We start from the raw sequence: 14,256 nt of genomic DNA, 5'->3' as shown, positions 1-14,256 counted from the left end.
ATGAAACCCCTTACCCCTCGCCAGGCTGAAGTACTCGAGCTCATCAAGGCGAACATGAACGAGACCGGCATGCCGCCGACTCGCGCCGAGATTGCCCAGAAGCTTGGCTTCAAGTCGGCCAACGCGGCCGAAGAACATCTGAAGGCCCTGGCCAAAAAAGGGGTCATCGAGATCATGCCGGGTACGTCCCGCGGCATTCGTCTGCTGCTCGAAGAAGAGGACGTGCAGCCTGAAGAAAACGGCCTGCCACTGATCGGCAAGGTGGCGGCCGGGGAACCCATCCTGGCCCAGGAACACATCGAGAGCCATTACCAGGTGGATCCCGCCCTGTTCCACCCGCGGGCAGACTTCCTGCTGCGGGTGCAGGGCATGAGCATGAAGAACATCGGCATCATGGACGGGGACCTGCTGGCGGTACACAAGACCCAGGAGGTACGCAACGGCCAGGTCGTGGTGGCACGGCTCGACGAGGACGTCACCGTCAAGCGCTTCCAGCGCAAGGGCAGCCAGGTATGGCTGCTGCCGGAAAACGAAGAGCTCTCCCCAATCGAGGTGGATCTCGCCAGTCAGCACCTCACCATAGAGGGCCTGGCGGTCGGCGTGATCCGCAACGCTGACTGGATGTAAGCATCCGATGCGATGAAGAGGCTTCCTGCGGGAGGCCTCTTCATTTTCATCTGCCGATGGCATCTCCCTCCCCACCTTTTCGCTTCTCCTTCCTGTGCGCACAGTCTCGCCGCACGACATGCATTTCGGATATATCCTTTGATAAGGCCCCTGTCATGGTCGGTGATCAGGGAAGGGGGAGTCGCACCGGGCAGTACGCCATGGCAGGGATGCATGATCGCCGGGTCGGTGCGCAGAAGGGAGAGTCGCCTCAGACTGGGGACTCGTACAGTCAGTACGCTGCCGTGGTTGGTTCGTCGTTGGGGACAAAGAGACCCGTCAGCGTGACCTGTTGAGCAAGGAGGACAGGTATGGCTTCAAGCTCGCCGTGGGATCCGGTGCCGGCCGCAGCGCCCGCATCTTCCATCACCCGATTCATCAAGGGCAGTCGGATGACATGGTTCTATGCGCTCTGGGTCTATCACAAGGGAGATGGTTGGACCATCTGGCTTGGGTGCCCCAAAGACAAGATTGTCCGCCTGGTTCGTCTGTTTCGCCGTCATCACGACATCGGATTGCCGGATGAGCCCTGGACTGCCCCCGTCATCCCGCTGCGCGTCCCCCTGAGACGTGCCCAGCCGCAGCACAGGCTGCGGCCCTGATCCCTCTTCCTGTACAGACAAGAGCCCCGCCAGAGCGGGGCTCTTGTTTTGGCGCCGATGCGGCTTATCCATGGCACAGACGCTTTCCCGCCGGGATGCAAGACTAGCCAGCGGCGGGGGCGGGCGGGTTACAATGACCCCTACCGGTTTTGCCCCTAGGGCTTCTAACATAAGCAAGGCTTTGTTTTATATGGTTAAACCACGCTTTTACCTGCTGCTGTTGCTGTTCATCGGCGCCATTGCTGCGGCTTATTACTGGAGTCAGCCCGCGGTGCCGGAACAGGCCGATTACTACCCGGCGGGGCGAGACATCAACCCGTTTACCCTCACGGATGCGGATGCACAGCCCTTTACCCCTGCCAACCTGACGGGACACTGGAGCTTTCTGTTCATCGGCTACACCTACTGCCCGGATGTCTGTCCGACCACGCTGGCGGACCTGCGCAGCGTCTATCCGGCGTTGAAGAAGATAGCCCCCACTAGCCAGGTGGTATTCATCTCGGCGGATCCCCAGCGGGATGACAGCGCCCGCCTGAAAAGCTATACCGCCTTCTTCGAGCCCGAGTTCAAGGCGGCGACAGCACCTCACAGTGCCCTCTTTCCTCTGGTCCGCAATCTGGGGCTGGTCTATTCCATCGTGGAAGGGGATCGCAAGGACTACCTGATCGACCACTCCGCCTCCATCGTGCTGATCAACCCCGAGGGGAAGCTGGTGGCCACCTTCCGACCCAAAGTGGCACCGGGTGAGGTGCCCCACGTGGACATGCAGGCCATGGTGGCCGACTTCGCGCGCATCGTGCGGCTGGCTGGCGAGTGATCCCGGCGCGCACCATGCTGATTCCCGCCTGGTTGAAGGATCCTCGCCGCCACAGAGCCGTCTTCGCCCTGGCCCTGCCCATGGTGTTCTCCAACGTCACCACGCCCTTGCTGGGGTTGGTGGACACCTGGGTGATCGGTCATCTTGGCCAGGCCTGGTTTCTCGGCGGCGTCTCGGTCGGTGCGACCTTCATCAATCTGCTGTTCTGGTTGCTTGGCTTCCTGCGCATGTCCACAACAGGGCTGACTGCCCAGGCTCAGGGTGCAGCCCATGCCGAAGGGCAGCTCGACACCCTGGCGCGGGCCCTGGGCTTGGCGATCGGACTGGGCATGGCGCTGTTGCTCCTGTTGTTGCCGTTCCTGCCTGCCATCATCGCCCTCGGTGGCGCCTCTTCCGAGGTACAGACCTATGCCGGTCAGTATGTATCGGTGCGGATCTGGAGCGCCCCGGCGGCCTTGTGCAATCTGGTCATCATGGGGTGGTTGCTGGGCATGCAGGATGCACGCAGTCCCATGCTGCTGCTGATCCTGGGTAATCTCGTCAACATGGTGCTGGATGCCTGGTTCGTGCTGGGATTGGGCTGGCAGGTGAAAGGGGTGGCCGCAGCGTCCCTGCTGGCGGATTACAGCGCGCTCGGGGTGGGGTTCTGGCTGGTGAGCCGGCATCTGCGCCGACTTGACCCCGGGGTGTGGCACAACGCCTGGCAGCGCTGGCGCCAGTGGCCGGCCCTGCTGCGGCTGCTCGCCCTGAACCGGGATATTTTCATCCGCTCCCTCTGTCTGCAACTCTGCTTCGTGTTCATGACTCTGCAGGGGGCCAGGCTGGGGGATGTGGCGGTGGCCGCCAATGCGGTGCTGCTCAATTTCCTGATGCTGATTTCCTACGGGCTGGATGGATTTGCCTATGCGGTGGAAGCCATGGTAGGGCGCGCCATCGGGCGGCGTGATAGGCCGCTGCTGCGGGAGGCCATCGTCCTCAATCTGGGCTGGGCGCTGCTGATCGCCCTGGCATTCACCCTCTCGTTTGCCCTGGGGGGCCACTGGCTCATCCGCCACATTACCGACATACCGGCGGTGATCGCCGAGGCGCAACGTCAGCTCCCCTGGCTGGTGGCCATGCCGCTGCTGGCTGTCTGGTGCTTCCTGCTGGACGGGGTTTTTATCGGCGCCACCCGGGCCCGGGAGATGCGCAACAGCATGCTGGTGGCGGTGTTTGCCGGCTTCTTTCCCATCTGGTGGCTCTGCCAGGGATGGGGTGTGGCGGCCCTGTGGGCCGCCATGAGTGCCCTGATGGCCGGTCGTGGCCTGACGCTGGGCTGGCTCTGCTGGCGACTGGAACGTGATGGACGGCTGCTGGCGGGGCAGGGGACGGCGCAGTCAGTCTGAATCCTGGCCGCCTTGCCAATATCGTCAGCGGTCAGAGCGAGCCTGAATAGTCGAACTGTCGCCAGCTCTCGTAGACGAACACCGCGACGGCGTTGGCCAGATTCATGCTGCGGCTCTGGGGCAGCATGGGAATGCGCAGCCGCTGCTCGAATGGCAGGCCCTCGATGATCTCCATAGGCAGGCCTCGGCTCTCGGGCCCGAACAGCAGGGCGTCACCGGGGGCAAACCGGGCCGCCGAGTGGGCGGTGCGTCCCTTGGTGGTGCAGGCAAAGACCCGTTGGGGGGCGACGGCCGCCAGAAACGCCTCATAGTCAGGCCAGCGCTTGACGTCGGCAAACTCGTGATAGTCGAGCCCGGCCCGCTTGACCCGCTTGTCATCCCACTCGAACCCCAGGGGCTCTATCAGGTGCAACCGGTAGCCGGTATTGGCGCAGAGGCGAATGATGTTGCCGGTGTTGGGGGGGATTTCCGGTTGGTAGAGCACGATATCGAGCATGGAAGGATCCTGGGCTGGTGCGAAACGGGCGCCAGCATACCCAGCACCCGTGCCGATGAAAAGGGGGAGGTCAGGGCATGGGCAGACGGATGGTGATGACCAGTCCGGTCGGCTGATTGCTGCTGGCCCGGATGGTCCCCCCATGACGCTGGATCGCCTCGGCGGCGATGGCAAGGCCGAGACCAGTGCCCCCGGTCTTGGCGTTGCGGGCATCGTCCACCCGAAAGAAGGGCAGGAACAACCGGGGCTGCTGCTCCACCGGCACGCCAGGGCCGTCATCCCGTATGGTTATCACCCATTCCCGTCCCTCCCGGTACCAGTCCACCTTGATGAACTCGCGGGCATACTTGAGGGCGTTGCGCAGGGGATTTTCCAGGGCGCGCGCCAGCAGCTCCGGCCACATGGTGAGGGATTCGGCGGGCAGGGAAGGGAGCCTGAGCTGTTTGCCGTTCTGGTTTGCCTCGAACATGGCATCGTCCAGGATGGGCTCCAGCAGCTCCGCCAGGGGCAGCGTCACCGGCGCTTCCACATGTTGCTGCACCCGCGACAGATCCAGCAGATCCCCAATCAGCTTGTCGAGCCGGGCTATCTCCCCTTCGATGCGCGCCAGCTCGGCGCTGTCCCCCTGCTTGCGGCGGATCAGCGCCTGTGCGAGCTGGATGCGGGTCAGGGGGCTGCGCAGCTCGTGGGAGATGTCGGAGAGCAGCTGCTTCTGCTTCTGGATCATGTCCTTGAGGGTATCGACCATGCGACTGACATGTTCGGCCAGCTGGCCTATCTCGTCGCGCCGCCCCAGGTTGGGGATCTGTATTTCCAGGTTGCCCTGGGCGAGTTGGGAGACCGACTGCTGCAACTGCAGTATGGGGCGGGTCAGGCGCCAGGCGAGCAACAGACAGAGCGGGGTGCTGACCAGCATGGCGATGCCCAGGATCTGGATGGGGTGATCCAGGATCTGGATGAAGAGGAACAGGTAGGAGTTTTCGACATTCAGACCGAAATAGACGTGATAGGTCTGGCCGTGATGGACCATCTGGAAGGGGCCGGCGATGGCGCGCTGGTGTTCGCTGCCCAGCATGGGCTTGGCCGGGTTGTCCGAGTCGAGCATGAAACGGATCACGAACTTGCTCAGCCGGGTGCTGGACTGCATCTGCCCCTTGGCATCGCGTAGATAGATGTTGTCCACCGGCAAGAGGCCCGCGGCATCGATGGCCTTGGCCAGATCGAAATCCTGCTCGGGATCCGCGCCCCGTTGCAGCGCCGCCAGGTTGTTGTTGAGACGGGTGATCTCGTGGGCCGGCAGCGGGATGATGTTGCGGGGGTCCAGGGTGGGGAGGATTACCACCGCGGCCACGACCAGCAGCAGGATGAACCAGAACCAGAGGAAGATCTGGGTGGACAGGCCGTTGAAGGTGCGGGCCGATTTCATGCCTGCTCCAGCCACAGGTAGCCTCGTCCCCGCACCGTCTTGAAGCGGGGCTGGCCGTCGGCCCGTTCCGGCAGCTTCTTGCGCAGGTTGCTCAGGTGCATGTCGATGGCCCGATCGAAGGGTTCGAGCTTCTTGCCCAGCACCTGCTCGGAGAGCAGGCCCTTGCTGACGATCTGGCCCGGATTGCGCAGCAGGCACTCCAGCAGGCCGAACTCGGTGGCGGTGAGTTCCAGCAACTGATCGTCGCAGCGAGCCTGTTGCAGGCCGGGCTGCAGCACCAGATCCATGAAGCGCACCTCTTCCGAGCTGCCGCCGCGCTGGGGCTGGGTGCCCTGGGTACGGCGCAGGATGGCGCGCACCCGGGCCAGCAGTTCCCTGTCGTCGAACGGCTTGGCGAGATAGTCGTCGGCACCGGCCTCCAGCCCGTTGACCCGATCCTGGCTGTCGCCACGGGCGGTCAGCATCAACACCGGGGTGTCGTGGGTCTTGCGCAGCCGGGTCAGCATCGCGAAACCGTTGAGTCTGGGCATCATGACGTCCAGCAGCACCAGGTCGAATGCCTGTTCTGCCAGTCGCTGCAATCCCTCTTCCCCATCCTCGGCGACGGTGACCTCAAACCCCTCCAGGGTCAGGATTTCGGTGAGCAGCTGGGTCAGTTCGAGATCGTCGTCGACCAGGAGTATTTTGTTCATCTGGGAGTCACTCTGTTGATTTTGCACGCCAAACTGACGTCCGGGTCAGGGTATAATAAGTTTTTACGCGTCGGAGGAAAGCCGGTTTTGAGCCACCAACACTATTCCCGCTGGGTCACCCTGGCCAGCATGGCCGCTGTGACCACCGCCACCCTGCTCATCCTGGGCAAACTGATCGCCTGGCTGATGACGGATTCATCCAGCCTGCTGGCATCCCTGACCGATTCCTTCATGGACATCAGCGCCTCTCTCATCAATCTGCTGGCCATCCGTTATGCGCTGGCCCCTGCCGACGAAGAGCATCGCTTCGGCCACGGCAAGGCGGAGTCCCTGGCGGGTCTGGTGCAGTCGGCCTTCATCTCGGGGTCCGCCCTGCTGCTGGTGATGCACGGCATCTCGTCGATGCTGAATCAGGTGCCCGTGGTGCGCCTGGAGGCCGGGATCTGGGTCAGCGTCGGCTCCATCGTGCTGACCCTGCTGCTGGTGAGCTTCCAGAGCTTTGTCATCCGCAAGACCAACAGTGTGGCCATCAAGGCTGACATGCTGCACTACCGTTCCGACCTGCTGCTCAATGGCGGCGTGCTGGTGGCACTGGTGCTGGCGGGGCAGGGGTGGTACTGGGCCGACGGCCTGTTTGCCATTCTGATCGGTCTGTTCCTGGTGTGGGGGGCTGTCCATATCGGCTACGAATCGGTGCAGGCCCTGCTCGATCGTCAGTTGCCAGAGGAGGAACAAGCGAGAATAATGGCCCTCTGCTGCGCCGTAGAGGGGGTGCATGGCGTACATGACCTGCGTACCCGCCAATCCGGGCCGACCCGTTTCGTGCAGTTGCATCTGGAACTCGATGATCAACTGCCTCTGGTCAGGGCCCATCAGATAGCCGACGAGGCTGAACTGGCCGTCCGCCAGGCCTTCGAGCGGATGGATGTGATCATTCACATGGACCCCATCTCGGTGCTGACAAAAGAACGACAAAGCACTCACCCTGAACAACAGTAGGCTGCAACATGGATGATCTGGTTGCCAGAACCTGGCAAAAAATTCAGCAGGAAGCGCAGAGCATGGCGGCCCAGGAGCCCATGCTGGCCAGCTTCTTTCATTCCACCATTCTCAATCACCGGGATTTGCGCTCGGCGCTGAGCTTCCAGCTCGCCAACAAGCTCGACAGCACCACCATGCCTGCCATCGCCTTGCGGGAAGTGATCGAGCTGGCCCTGCGCAGCGAGCCCGAGCTGCTGGCCGCAGTGGCCGCCGACATCTGCGCGGTGCAGGATCGCGACCCGGCGGTCGACCTCTTCTCCACCCCGCTGCTCTACCTCAAGGGATTCCATGCTCTTCAGGGGTATCGGGTGGCCAACTGGCTGTGGCGTCAGGGACGCCGTGCCCTGGCGCTCTATCTGCAAAACCAGATCTCCGTGGTGTTCGGCGTGGATGTACACCCGGCCGCCCGCATCGGCAAGGGCATCATGTTTGACCATGCCACCGGTATCGTGGTCGGGGAAACCGCCGTCATCGAGAACGACGTCTCCATCCTGCAGAGTGTGACTCTGGGAGGGACCGGCAAGGAGAGTGGCGATCGTCACCCCAAAATCCGGGAAGGGGTGATGATAGGGGCGGGGGCCAAGGTCCTCGGCAACATCGAGGTGGGCGTCGGCGCCAAGATCGGTGCCGGCAGCGTGGTGATCAACCCGGTGCCGCCTCACACCACGGTCGCTGGCGTGCCCGCCAGGATTGTGGGCCGCCCCGAGTGCGACAAACCTTCCCTGGACATGGATCAGTGCCTCTGATCCCCTGACCGAGGCCGTTGTATGGTCAAGCGCTGGTCAGGCTTTCTGATCCTGGGGATGTGGCTGCTCAACCTGCTGCACCTTTATCTGGACTTCTCTCCCTGGCCCGCCGCCATCGCGGCCTGGGCCGCCTCCCTGCTCACCTGGCCCTGGCTGGTGGGGGCCGCACGGCGCCAGGCGCTGGCCCTCTACGGCGCGGCGCTCCTGCTGCTGCTCTTTTCCTGGTGGCGGGGGGCCAGCCTCAGCCCAGGTGACTGGCTCTTGCCGAACATCAACATGCTGACCATGTTTGCCGCAGTGAGCACCCTCAATCTGGCCACCTCCGGCCTCTTGACAGGCACCGCCTCCTGGTCCGGCCGCAAGGGGCTGTGGAGCACCATGGCCAGCCTCAATCTGCTGGGGGCCGTCATCAATCTTTCGGTGCTCTTCATCATCGGCGATCGGCTGGAGCGCAACGGGACGCTGGAGCGGCGTCAGGTCATGGTACTGAGCCGGATCTTCTGTGCGGCTGCGTTTTGGTCCCCCTTCTTCGTCGCCATGGCGGTGGCCCTCACCTATGCACCGGGTCTGCAACTGGGCAGCATACTGCCTTTTGGCATACTGGCGGCCTTGCTGGCCATGGGGCTGACAGCCTGGCAGGTAGAGCGACTCGGTGTGGAGACCTTTGAAGGTTATCCGCTGCGGCTCCAGACCCTGGGGCTACCGGTGACCCTGGCACTGCTGGTGCTGGTGATCCACCGTTTCTGGCCCGGACTCAGCATTCTGGCGGTGATCGCCCTGGTGGCGCCCTTGCTGGCCTTGCTGTTCATGCCGCAAGCGGGGCGAGGGGCTGCTCTCAAGCGCCAGGTGGTGGAGCGCTTCCCGGCCATCGGTGGCCAGCTTGTGCTGTTTCTGGGGGCCGGCCTGCTGGCGGCTGGCATCAACAGCGCGCTGTCAGTACTGGACTTTGGCAGTGGCCACGGCCTGCCGCTGTTCAACCACTTCGGCTGGCTGGAAGCCTGCCTGACCCTGCTGCTGATCTTCCTGGTGGCCATAGTGGGCGTGCATCCTCTCATCAGCATCTCGGGGGTGGCGCCGCTGCTCTGGCCGCTGGCACCGGATCCCAGCCTGCTTGGCATGTGCTTCCTCATGGGGTGGGGGCTGGCGACCGGGACGAGCCCGCTCTCCGGCTCCAATCTGGCGCTGGCGTCCCGCTACAACCTGAGCGCCGGGCTGCTGCTGCGCTGGAACCTGCTCTACGGCCTGTTGATGTACGCCGTGGCCTGTCTGATGATGGGGGGCTTCATCGCCTTGCATGGCTGATGGCGGCATCGGCAGGAGGGCGGGTTGTGCCACGGCGGACGCCCGGGATCGAGGTTCCTGCTGCCTGCGAGAAAAACCGACGCATATTTAAGCAATACCGGGCCGCAGGGCGCATTTTGCAACGTGCTGGCTTGTTTGTGCCGAGCGCATCAGGGTATGCTGGCTCCACGCGCTTGAATCGCCCTCTGTGGGGCATCGCAATTGAACATACAGGTATGCATATGTCACTAGAAGTCCTTGAGCAACTCGAATCCAAAGTACAATCCGCCGTCGACAACATCTCCTTGCTGAAGATGGAGCTGGACGAGCTGAAAGAGCAGAACAGCAAGCTGCAAGACGAGAACCACCAACTGCGCAACGAGCACGTTGCCTGGCAAGAGCGTCTGCGTGCCCTGCTGGGCAAGATGGACCAGATGGGCGATGCCATCTGATCCCGTCTAGATTGACCGGAATGAAAGCGGGCCGCTCCTTGAGCGGCCCGCTTGTTTTGGTCTGCCGGGCAATCAGAGTGCCAGCAGCTGTTTGACGGTCTTCTCGATGCCGTCCGCCGCCTCCACAATATTGTTGGCCAGCATGTAGGCAGGAGTGGAGATGACCTTGCGCTCCTGATCCACCACGAATTCGCGCACCGGGCAGTCGAGATGACTGCCACCCATGGCTTCGATGGCGTTGGCGGCGCCCTCGTCGTTGCCAATGGTGGCCAGGGTGCCGGCGCCATAGATGAGCGGGATCATGGCCGGTGCGATGCAGATGTAGGCGGCCGGTTTGCCTGCTCTGGCAAAGCTCTGGCAGGCCTTCAGCACATCCGGCTGGATGCGGCACTCTGCTCCCTTGATGGCGAAGTCACACAGGTTCTTGGCGGCGCCGAAGCCGCCCGGCACCAGCAGGGCGTCGAAGTCGGCTGCATCCAGTTCAGCTACATCCCTGATCTGGCCGCGGCAGATGCGGGCCGCCTCGACCAGCACGTTGCGGCTCTCTCCCTCGCTGACCTCGCCGGTCAGGTGATTGATGACATGAAGCTGAGGGACATTGGGGGCGAAGCATTGAACGGATGCTCCCTGACGGGCCAGCGCCAGCAGGCTGATGACGGCCTCGTGGATTTCGGCGCCGTCAAACACGCCACAACCACTCAAGATCACGGCCACTTTTTTCATGACAGACTCCTCGTTGTTGAAAATGTGAGCCAGGGTAGATTGTTGTACTTTTGTATGGTTATCGTTCGACCTCCGCTGGTCAAGTCATCTCCCTGTGCTAGGATTGTTTCGTTTTGGATCCTGCCTCAGTACCCCCCTTGAATTTTTTTCCACATTGATCGAGATCATGATGCGTGCATCATGTTGAGTTTTCATGATCTCAACGTAATGTTTTAAAAGATATTTTTTGTTTTAATCCACAGCTTTGTCACGGCCGTGATGCAATGGTGCCATTTTTGAGCACAGAGTTATCCACAGCAATGTGCCCCACCGGTGCGCCGTGGTGATGGTGGGAGTCCCCTTGGTGTGGTGCGGGCCCTGTGGCATCCTAGCGGCTGTTTATTCTTGGCAGGACGATTTCATGGCCCCTAGCAATCCTCTTATTCTGGTCGACGGCTCTTCATATCTTTACCGTGCCTTCTTTGCCTCGCAGCAGGCCGATCTGCGCACCTCGACCGGCTTGCCTAGCGGCGCCGTCCGTGTCATGGCCAACATGATGCGCAGCCTTCGCAAGCAGTACCCCGACTGCCACGTGGCTGTGGTGTTCGACGCCAAGGGCAAGACCTTCCGTGACGACATCTATCCCGAATACAAGGCAACACGCGCCAGCATGCCGGACGATCTGCGCAGCCAGGTCGCTCCTATCCACCAGATGATCAAGGCGATGGGTTTCCCCTTCCTGATGGTCGAAGGGGTGGAGGCCGACGACGTGATCGGCACCCTGGCCCGTCAGGCGACCGAGAAACAGCTGCCTGTGCTCATCAGCACCGGCGACAAGGACATGGCGCAGCTGGTCTCCGACCATGTCACCCTGATCGACACCATGAAGGATGTGAAGACCGATCGGGAAGGGGTGATCGAGAAGTTCGGCGTACCGCCCGAGCTCATCATCGATTACCTGGCGCTGATGGGGGACAAGGTGGACAACATTCCCGGCATGACCGGTGTCGGCGAGAAGACCGCACTGGCTCTGTTGCAGGGGATAGGCAGCATCGACGAGATTGCCGCCAACCTCGACAAGGTGGCGGCGCTCGGCTTCCGCGGCTCCAAGGCGTTTGCCGACAAGTTCCGCGAGCAGGAAGAGCAGGTGCGCCTTTCCTATGTGCTGGCCACCATCAAGACCGACGTGGTCCTGGAGCAGAGTCTGGAAGAGCTGCAGCTTGGCCCCATCGACAAGGAGGCTTTGCTGGCGGTCTACCGCGAGTACGAGCTGCGCAACCTGATCAAAGAACTGGAGTCTGGTGGCGAGGAGAGCGAAGCCGCAGGTGATGAGGAAGGCGCCGCCCCGGCAGCCGCCATCGAAACCGACTATCGCTGCATTCTGGATGAGGCCGAATTCGATGAGTGGTTGGCACGGTTGCAGGCGGCGCCGCTGTTTTCCTTCGACACCGAGACCACCAGTCTCGACTATATGGAAGCGCGCGTCGTGGGCGTCTCCTTTGCCATCGAGCCGGGCAAGGCGGCCTACGTGCCCTTCGGCCACGACTATCTGGGGGCGCCGGTACAGCTGACCGAGGCCGTGGTGCTGGGCAAGCTCAAACCGCTGCTGGAAGATCCGACCCGTCTCAAGGTGGGGCAGAACCTCAAGTACGACCGCAACGTGCTGCTCAACCACGGCATCGAGCTGCAGGGTATCGCCTACGACACCATGCTCGAATCCTATGTGCTCAACTCTACCGCCAGCCGCCACGATATGGATTCCCTGGCCCGCAGGTATCTGAACGTCGAGACCATCTCGTTCGAGGACATTGCCGGCAAGGGGGTCAAGCAGCTCACCTTCAACCAGATCGAACTGGAGCAGGCGGCTCCTTACGCGGCGGAAGATGCCGACATCACCCTGCGTCTGCATCAGGCACTGTGGGGCAAGCTCTCTGCCGAGCCGGGCCTTGCCAAGGTGTTCAGCGAGATCGAACTGCCGCTGCTGCCGGTGCTGGCGCGGATGGAGCGACTCGGTACCACCATCGAGCCCAAGCTGCTGCATCAGCAGAGCCAGGAGATCGAAGTGCGTCTGGCAGAGCTGGAGAAGCAGGCCCACGAGCTGGCCGGGCAGGAGTTCAATCTCTCCTCGCCCAAGCAGCTGGGTGAAATCCTCTTCACCAAGCTGGGGCTGCCGATCATCAAAAAGACCCCCAAGGGAGCGCCATCCACTGCGGAAGAGGTGCTGGCCGAGCTGGCGGAGACCTATGAGCTGCCGCGTCTGCTGATGGAGCACCGTGGCCTGGCCAAGCTCAAGTCCACCTACACCGACAAGCTGCCGCTGATGATCAAGCCGCAGACCGGGCGGGTGCACACCTCCTATCACCAGGCGGTGGCGGCGACCGGTCGACTGTCGTCCACCGACCCCAACCTGCAGAACATTCCGGTGCGCAACGAACAGGGGCGCCGCATTCGGCAGGCCTTCATTCCGTGCGCCGGTTACAAGCTGGTGGCGGCGGATTACTCCCAGATCGAGCTGCGCATCATGGCCCACCTCTCCGGTGACAAGGGGCTGCTGACCGCCTTTGCCGAGGGCAAGGACATCCACAAGGCGACCGCCGCCGAGGTATTCGGCGTCGCGCTCGATGCGGTGACCAGCGACATGCGTCGCAGCGCCAAGGCGATCAACTTTGGTCTCATCTATGGCATGAGTGCCTTCGGTCTGGCCAAGCAGCTGGGGATCGGTCGCGCCGAAGCGCAGAAGTACATGGATCTCTACTTCGAGCGCTACCCGGGTGTGCTGGAGTACATGGAGCGTACCCGCCAGCAGGCGGACACCCAGGGCTATGTCGAAACCCTGTTTGGCCGTCGCCTCTATCTGCCTGATATCAAGTCCCGCAACGCCGGTCTGCGCAAGGCGGCCGAACGGGCCGCCATCAACGCCCCCATGCAGGGTACGGCTGCCGACATCATCAAGCGCGCCATGATCAACGTGGATGGCTGGATCCGCGGGATTGAAGACGAGTCGATCCGCATGTTGATGCAGGTACACGATGAACTGGTGTTCGAGATCCGCGAAGAGAAGCTGGAAGAGTACATCGGCCTCATCAAGGAGAAGATGTCGGGTGCGGCCGAACTGTATGTGCCGCTGGTGGTGGAAGCGGGCACCGGTGACAACTGGGATCAGGCCCACTGATCCTGCCTGATGGTCACATAGCTATAGTTATATAAGAAGAGAAGCCCGGCATCATGCCGGGCTTCCTGTTTGTGGCTGCAGGGTCAGGCCTCTTGCAGGTATTCATCCTTGAGCAGCACATAATTGTCGGCCGAGGTCTTCAGGAAGGCGATCTCGGCCGGCTTGAGAGGGCGGGCCTGCTTGACGGGATTGCCCATATAAAGAAAGCCGGCCTCTAACCGTTTGCCCGGTGGCACCAGAGAGCCGGCGCCTATCATCACATCATCCTCGACGACCACCCCATCCAACAGTATGGCCCCCATGCCGACCAGCACCCGGTCGCCTATGGTGCAACCGTGCAGCATGGCTTTATGACCGACCGTGACATCTTCACCTATCAGCAGCGGATAGCCCCCGGGGTTGCTGGCACTCTTGCGGGTCAGGTGCAGCACTGTGCCGTCCTGGATATTGCTGCGGGCACCGATGCGGATATGGTTGACGTCCCCTCTGGCGGCCACCATGGGCCAGATGCTGGCATCGTCACCCAGCTGGATATCCCCCACCAGGGTGGCGCAGGGATCCACATATACCCGTTTGCCCAGTTGCGGGCGTTTTCCCTTGTAAGGTCTTAGTCGCAAGTCCATCTTGGCCTCCTTGTTTTCGGCCATTCTAGCAAGATAACACCGGTTTCTGTGGATAAGTTTGTATAAAAGCTGTGCTTGGATATGAATAACTAAAAAAGTGCCGATTTTTACAATTTTATTGCAGAGGAGGGGTTGCCAGAACGAATTCGCTCCCT

Annotated in this window: 14 protein-coding genes; 9 read left to right on the top strand and 5 right to left on the bottom strand. The window is 62.0% G+C overall.

Going from position 1 to position 14,256, the window contains the following annotated elements; translation table 11 throughout:
* The 4 genes from lexA to PG883_RS13325 all read left to right on the top strand — a co-directional run bounded on the left by lexA (nt 1) and on the right by PG883_RS13325 (nt 3,470).
* A complete protein-coding gene (gene lexA / locus PG883_RS13340; RefSeq protein ID WP_010672444.1) occupies nt 1-627 on the top strand; it encodes a transcriptional repressor LexA in 627 nt (208 codons plus the stop codon).
* A 350-nt stretch (nt 628-977) separates the two neighbouring features.
* Entirely contained in the window at nt 978-1,268 is a 291-nt protein-coding gene (locus PG883_RS13335) for a hypothetical protein (RefSeq protein WP_010672445.1), read from the top strand.
* A gap of 190 nt (nt 1,269-1,458) precedes the next feature.
* Complete coding sequence (locus PG883_RS13330; protein WP_045522510.1) at nt 1,459-2,085, top strand: SCO family protein; 627 nt, start codon at nt 1,459-1,461, stop codon at nt 2,083-2,085.
* A gap of 14 nt (nt 2,086-2,099) precedes the next feature.
* On the top strand, nt 2,100-3,470 hold the full coding sequence (locus tag PG883_RS13325; protein ID WP_161646970.1) for an MATE family efflux transporter: 1,371 nt from the start codon (nt 2,100-2,102) through the stop codon (nt 3,468-3,470).
* Nucleotides 3,471-3,501: 31 nt separating this feature from the next.
* Here PG883_RS13325 and trmL read toward each other — a convergent pair whose 3' ends face one another.
* The 3 genes from trmL to PG883_RS13310 form a co-directional block, all read right to left on the bottom strand.
* A complete protein-coding gene (gene trmL / locus PG883_RS13320; protein ID WP_069784747.1) occupies nt 3,502-3,966 on the bottom strand; it encodes a tRNA (uridine(34)/cytosine(34)/5-carboxymethylaminomethyluridine(34)-2'-O)-methyltransferase TrmL in 465 nt (154 codons plus the stop codon).
* A 70-nt stretch (nt 3,967-4,036) separates the two neighbouring features.
* Entirely contained in the window at nt 4,037-5,392 is a 1,356-nt protein-coding gene (locus PG883_RS13315) for an ATP-binding protein (RefSeq protein ID WP_128313984.1), read from the bottom strand.
* Entirely contained in the window at nt 5,389-6,084 is a 696-nt protein-coding gene (locus PG883_RS13310; protein WP_119197079.1) for a response regulator, read from the bottom strand. Before PG883_RS13310 ends, PG883_RS13315 begins: the two co-directional genes overlap by 4 nt.
* Before the next feature lie 87 nt (nt 6,085-6,171).
* Here PG883_RS13310 and fieF point away from each other — a divergent pair, with 87 nt between their 5' ends.
* From fieF to PG883_RS13290, 4 genes are all read left to right on the top strand, one after another.
* The gene (fieF, locus tag PG883_RS13305) at nt 6,172-7,083 is read left to right on the top strand and encodes a cation efflux pump FieF (protein WP_010672451.1); all 912 of its coding nucleotides are present in this window, start codon (nt 6,172-6,174) and stop codon (nt 7,081-7,083) included.
* 8 nt (nt 7,084-7,091) lie between these two features.
* Nucleotides 7,092-7,871 carry a serine O-acetyltransferase gene (gene cysE / locus PG883_RS13300; protein WP_010672452.1) on the top strand — a complete coding sequence of 260 codons (780 nt, stop codon included), beginning with the start codon at nt 7,092-7,094 and terminating at the stop codon, nt 7,869-7,871.
* A gap of 21 nt (nt 7,872-7,892) precedes the next feature.
* Nucleotides 7,893-9,173 carry a hypothetical protein gene (locus tag PG883_RS13295; protein WP_010672453.1) on the top strand — a complete coding sequence of 427 codons (1,281 nt, stop codon included), beginning with the start codon at nt 7,893-7,895 and terminating at the stop codon, nt 9,171-9,173.
* Nucleotides 9,174-9,394: 221 nt separating this feature from the next.
* Complete coding sequence (locus PG883_RS13290) at nt 9,395-9,604, top strand: cell division protein ZapB (RefSeq protein ID WP_010672454.1); 210 nt, start codon at nt 9,395-9,397, stop codon at nt 9,602-9,604.
* A gap of 72 nt (nt 9,605-9,676) precedes the next feature.
* Here PG883_RS13290 and elbB read toward each other — a convergent pair whose 3' ends face one another.
* Nucleotides 9,677-10,327, bottom strand: a complete 651-nt coding sequence (gene elbB / locus PG883_RS13285; protein ID WP_039041149.1) for an isoprenoid biosynthesis glyoxalase ElbB — start codon at nt 10,325-10,327, stop codon at nt 9,677-9,679.
* A gap of 400 nt (nt 10,328-10,727) precedes the next feature.
* Here elbB and polA point away from each other — a divergent pair, with 400 nt between their 5' ends.
* Nucleotides 10,728-13,478: a DNA polymerase I gene (gene polA / locus PG883_RS13280; protein ID WP_270807301.1), complete on the top strand. Its 2,751-nt coding sequence runs from the start codon at nt 10,728-10,730 to the stop codon at nt 13,476-13,478.
* 83 nt (nt 13,479-13,561) lie between these two features.
* Here the strand turns inward: polA and PG883_RS13275 are convergent, their stop codons facing one another.
* Nucleotides 13,562-14,101, bottom strand: a complete 540-nt coding sequence (locus PG883_RS13275; RefSeq protein WP_200163702.1) for a gamma carbonic anhydrase family protein — start codon at nt 14,099-14,101, stop codon at nt 13,562-13,564.
* Nucleotides 14,102-14,256 lie beyond the last annotated feature (155 nt).

Origin of the sequence: Aeromonas sp. QDB25 (assembly GCF_027707725.1) — a bacterium.
Classification (GTDB): Bacteria; Pseudomonadota; Gammaproteobacteria; order Enterobacterales; family Aeromonadaceae; genus Aeromonas; species Aeromonas caviae.
The sequence above is the reverse complement of the archived record's forward strand: the minus strand, read 5'-3'. Positions and strand labels throughout refer to the sequence as shown.

Coding starts and splice junctions, on each gene's coding strand:
- PG883_RS13325 (WP_161646970.1), top strand. CDS start 2,100: ATGCTGATTCCCGCCTGGTTGAAGGATCCTCGCCGCCACAGAGCCGTC.
- elbB (WP_039041149.1), bottom strand. CDS start 10,327: ATGAAAAAAGTGGCCGTGATCTTGAGTGGTTGTGGCGTGTTTGACGGC.
- polA (WP_270807301.1), top strand. CDS start 10,728: ATGGCCCCTAGCAATCCTCTTATTCTGGTCGACGGCTCTTCATATCTT.
- PG883_RS13315 (WP_128313984.1), bottom strand. CDS start 5,392: ATGAAATCGGCCCGCACCTTCAACGGCCTGTCCACCCAGATCTTCCTC.
- PG883_RS13295 (WP_010672453.1), top strand. CDS start 7,893: ATGGTCAAGCGCTGGTCAGGCTTTCTGATCCTGGGGATGTGGCTGCTC.
- PG883_RS13290 (WP_010672454.1), top strand. CDS start 9,395: ATGTCACTAGAAGTCCTTGAGCAACTCGAATCCAAAGTACAATCCGCC.
- PG883_RS13335 (WP_010672445.1), top strand. CDS start 978: ATGGCTTCAAGCTCGCCGTGGGATCCGGTGCCGGCCGCAGCGCCCGCA.
- lexA (WP_010672444.1), top strand. CDS start 1: ATGAAACCCCTTACCCCTCGCCAGGCTGAAGTACTCGAGCTCATCAAG.
- cysE (WP_010672452.1), top strand. CDS start 7,092: ATGGATGATCTGGTTGCCAGAACCTGGCAAAAAATTCAGCAGGAAGCG.
- trmL (WP_069784747.1), bottom strand. CDS start 3,966: ATGCTCGATATCGTGCTCTACCAACCGGAAATCCCCCCCAACACCGGC.
- PG883_RS13310 (WP_119197079.1), bottom strand. CDS start 6,084: ATGAACAAAATACTCCTGGTCGACGACGATCTCGAACTGACCCAGCTG.
- PG883_RS13275 (WP_200163702.1), bottom strand. CDS start 14,101: ATGGACTTGCGACTAAGACCTTACAAGGGAAAACGCCCGCAACTGGGC.
- PG883_RS13330 (WP_045522510.1), top strand. CDS start 1,459: ATGGTTAAACCACGCTTTTACCTGCTGCTGTTGCTGTTCATCGGCGCC.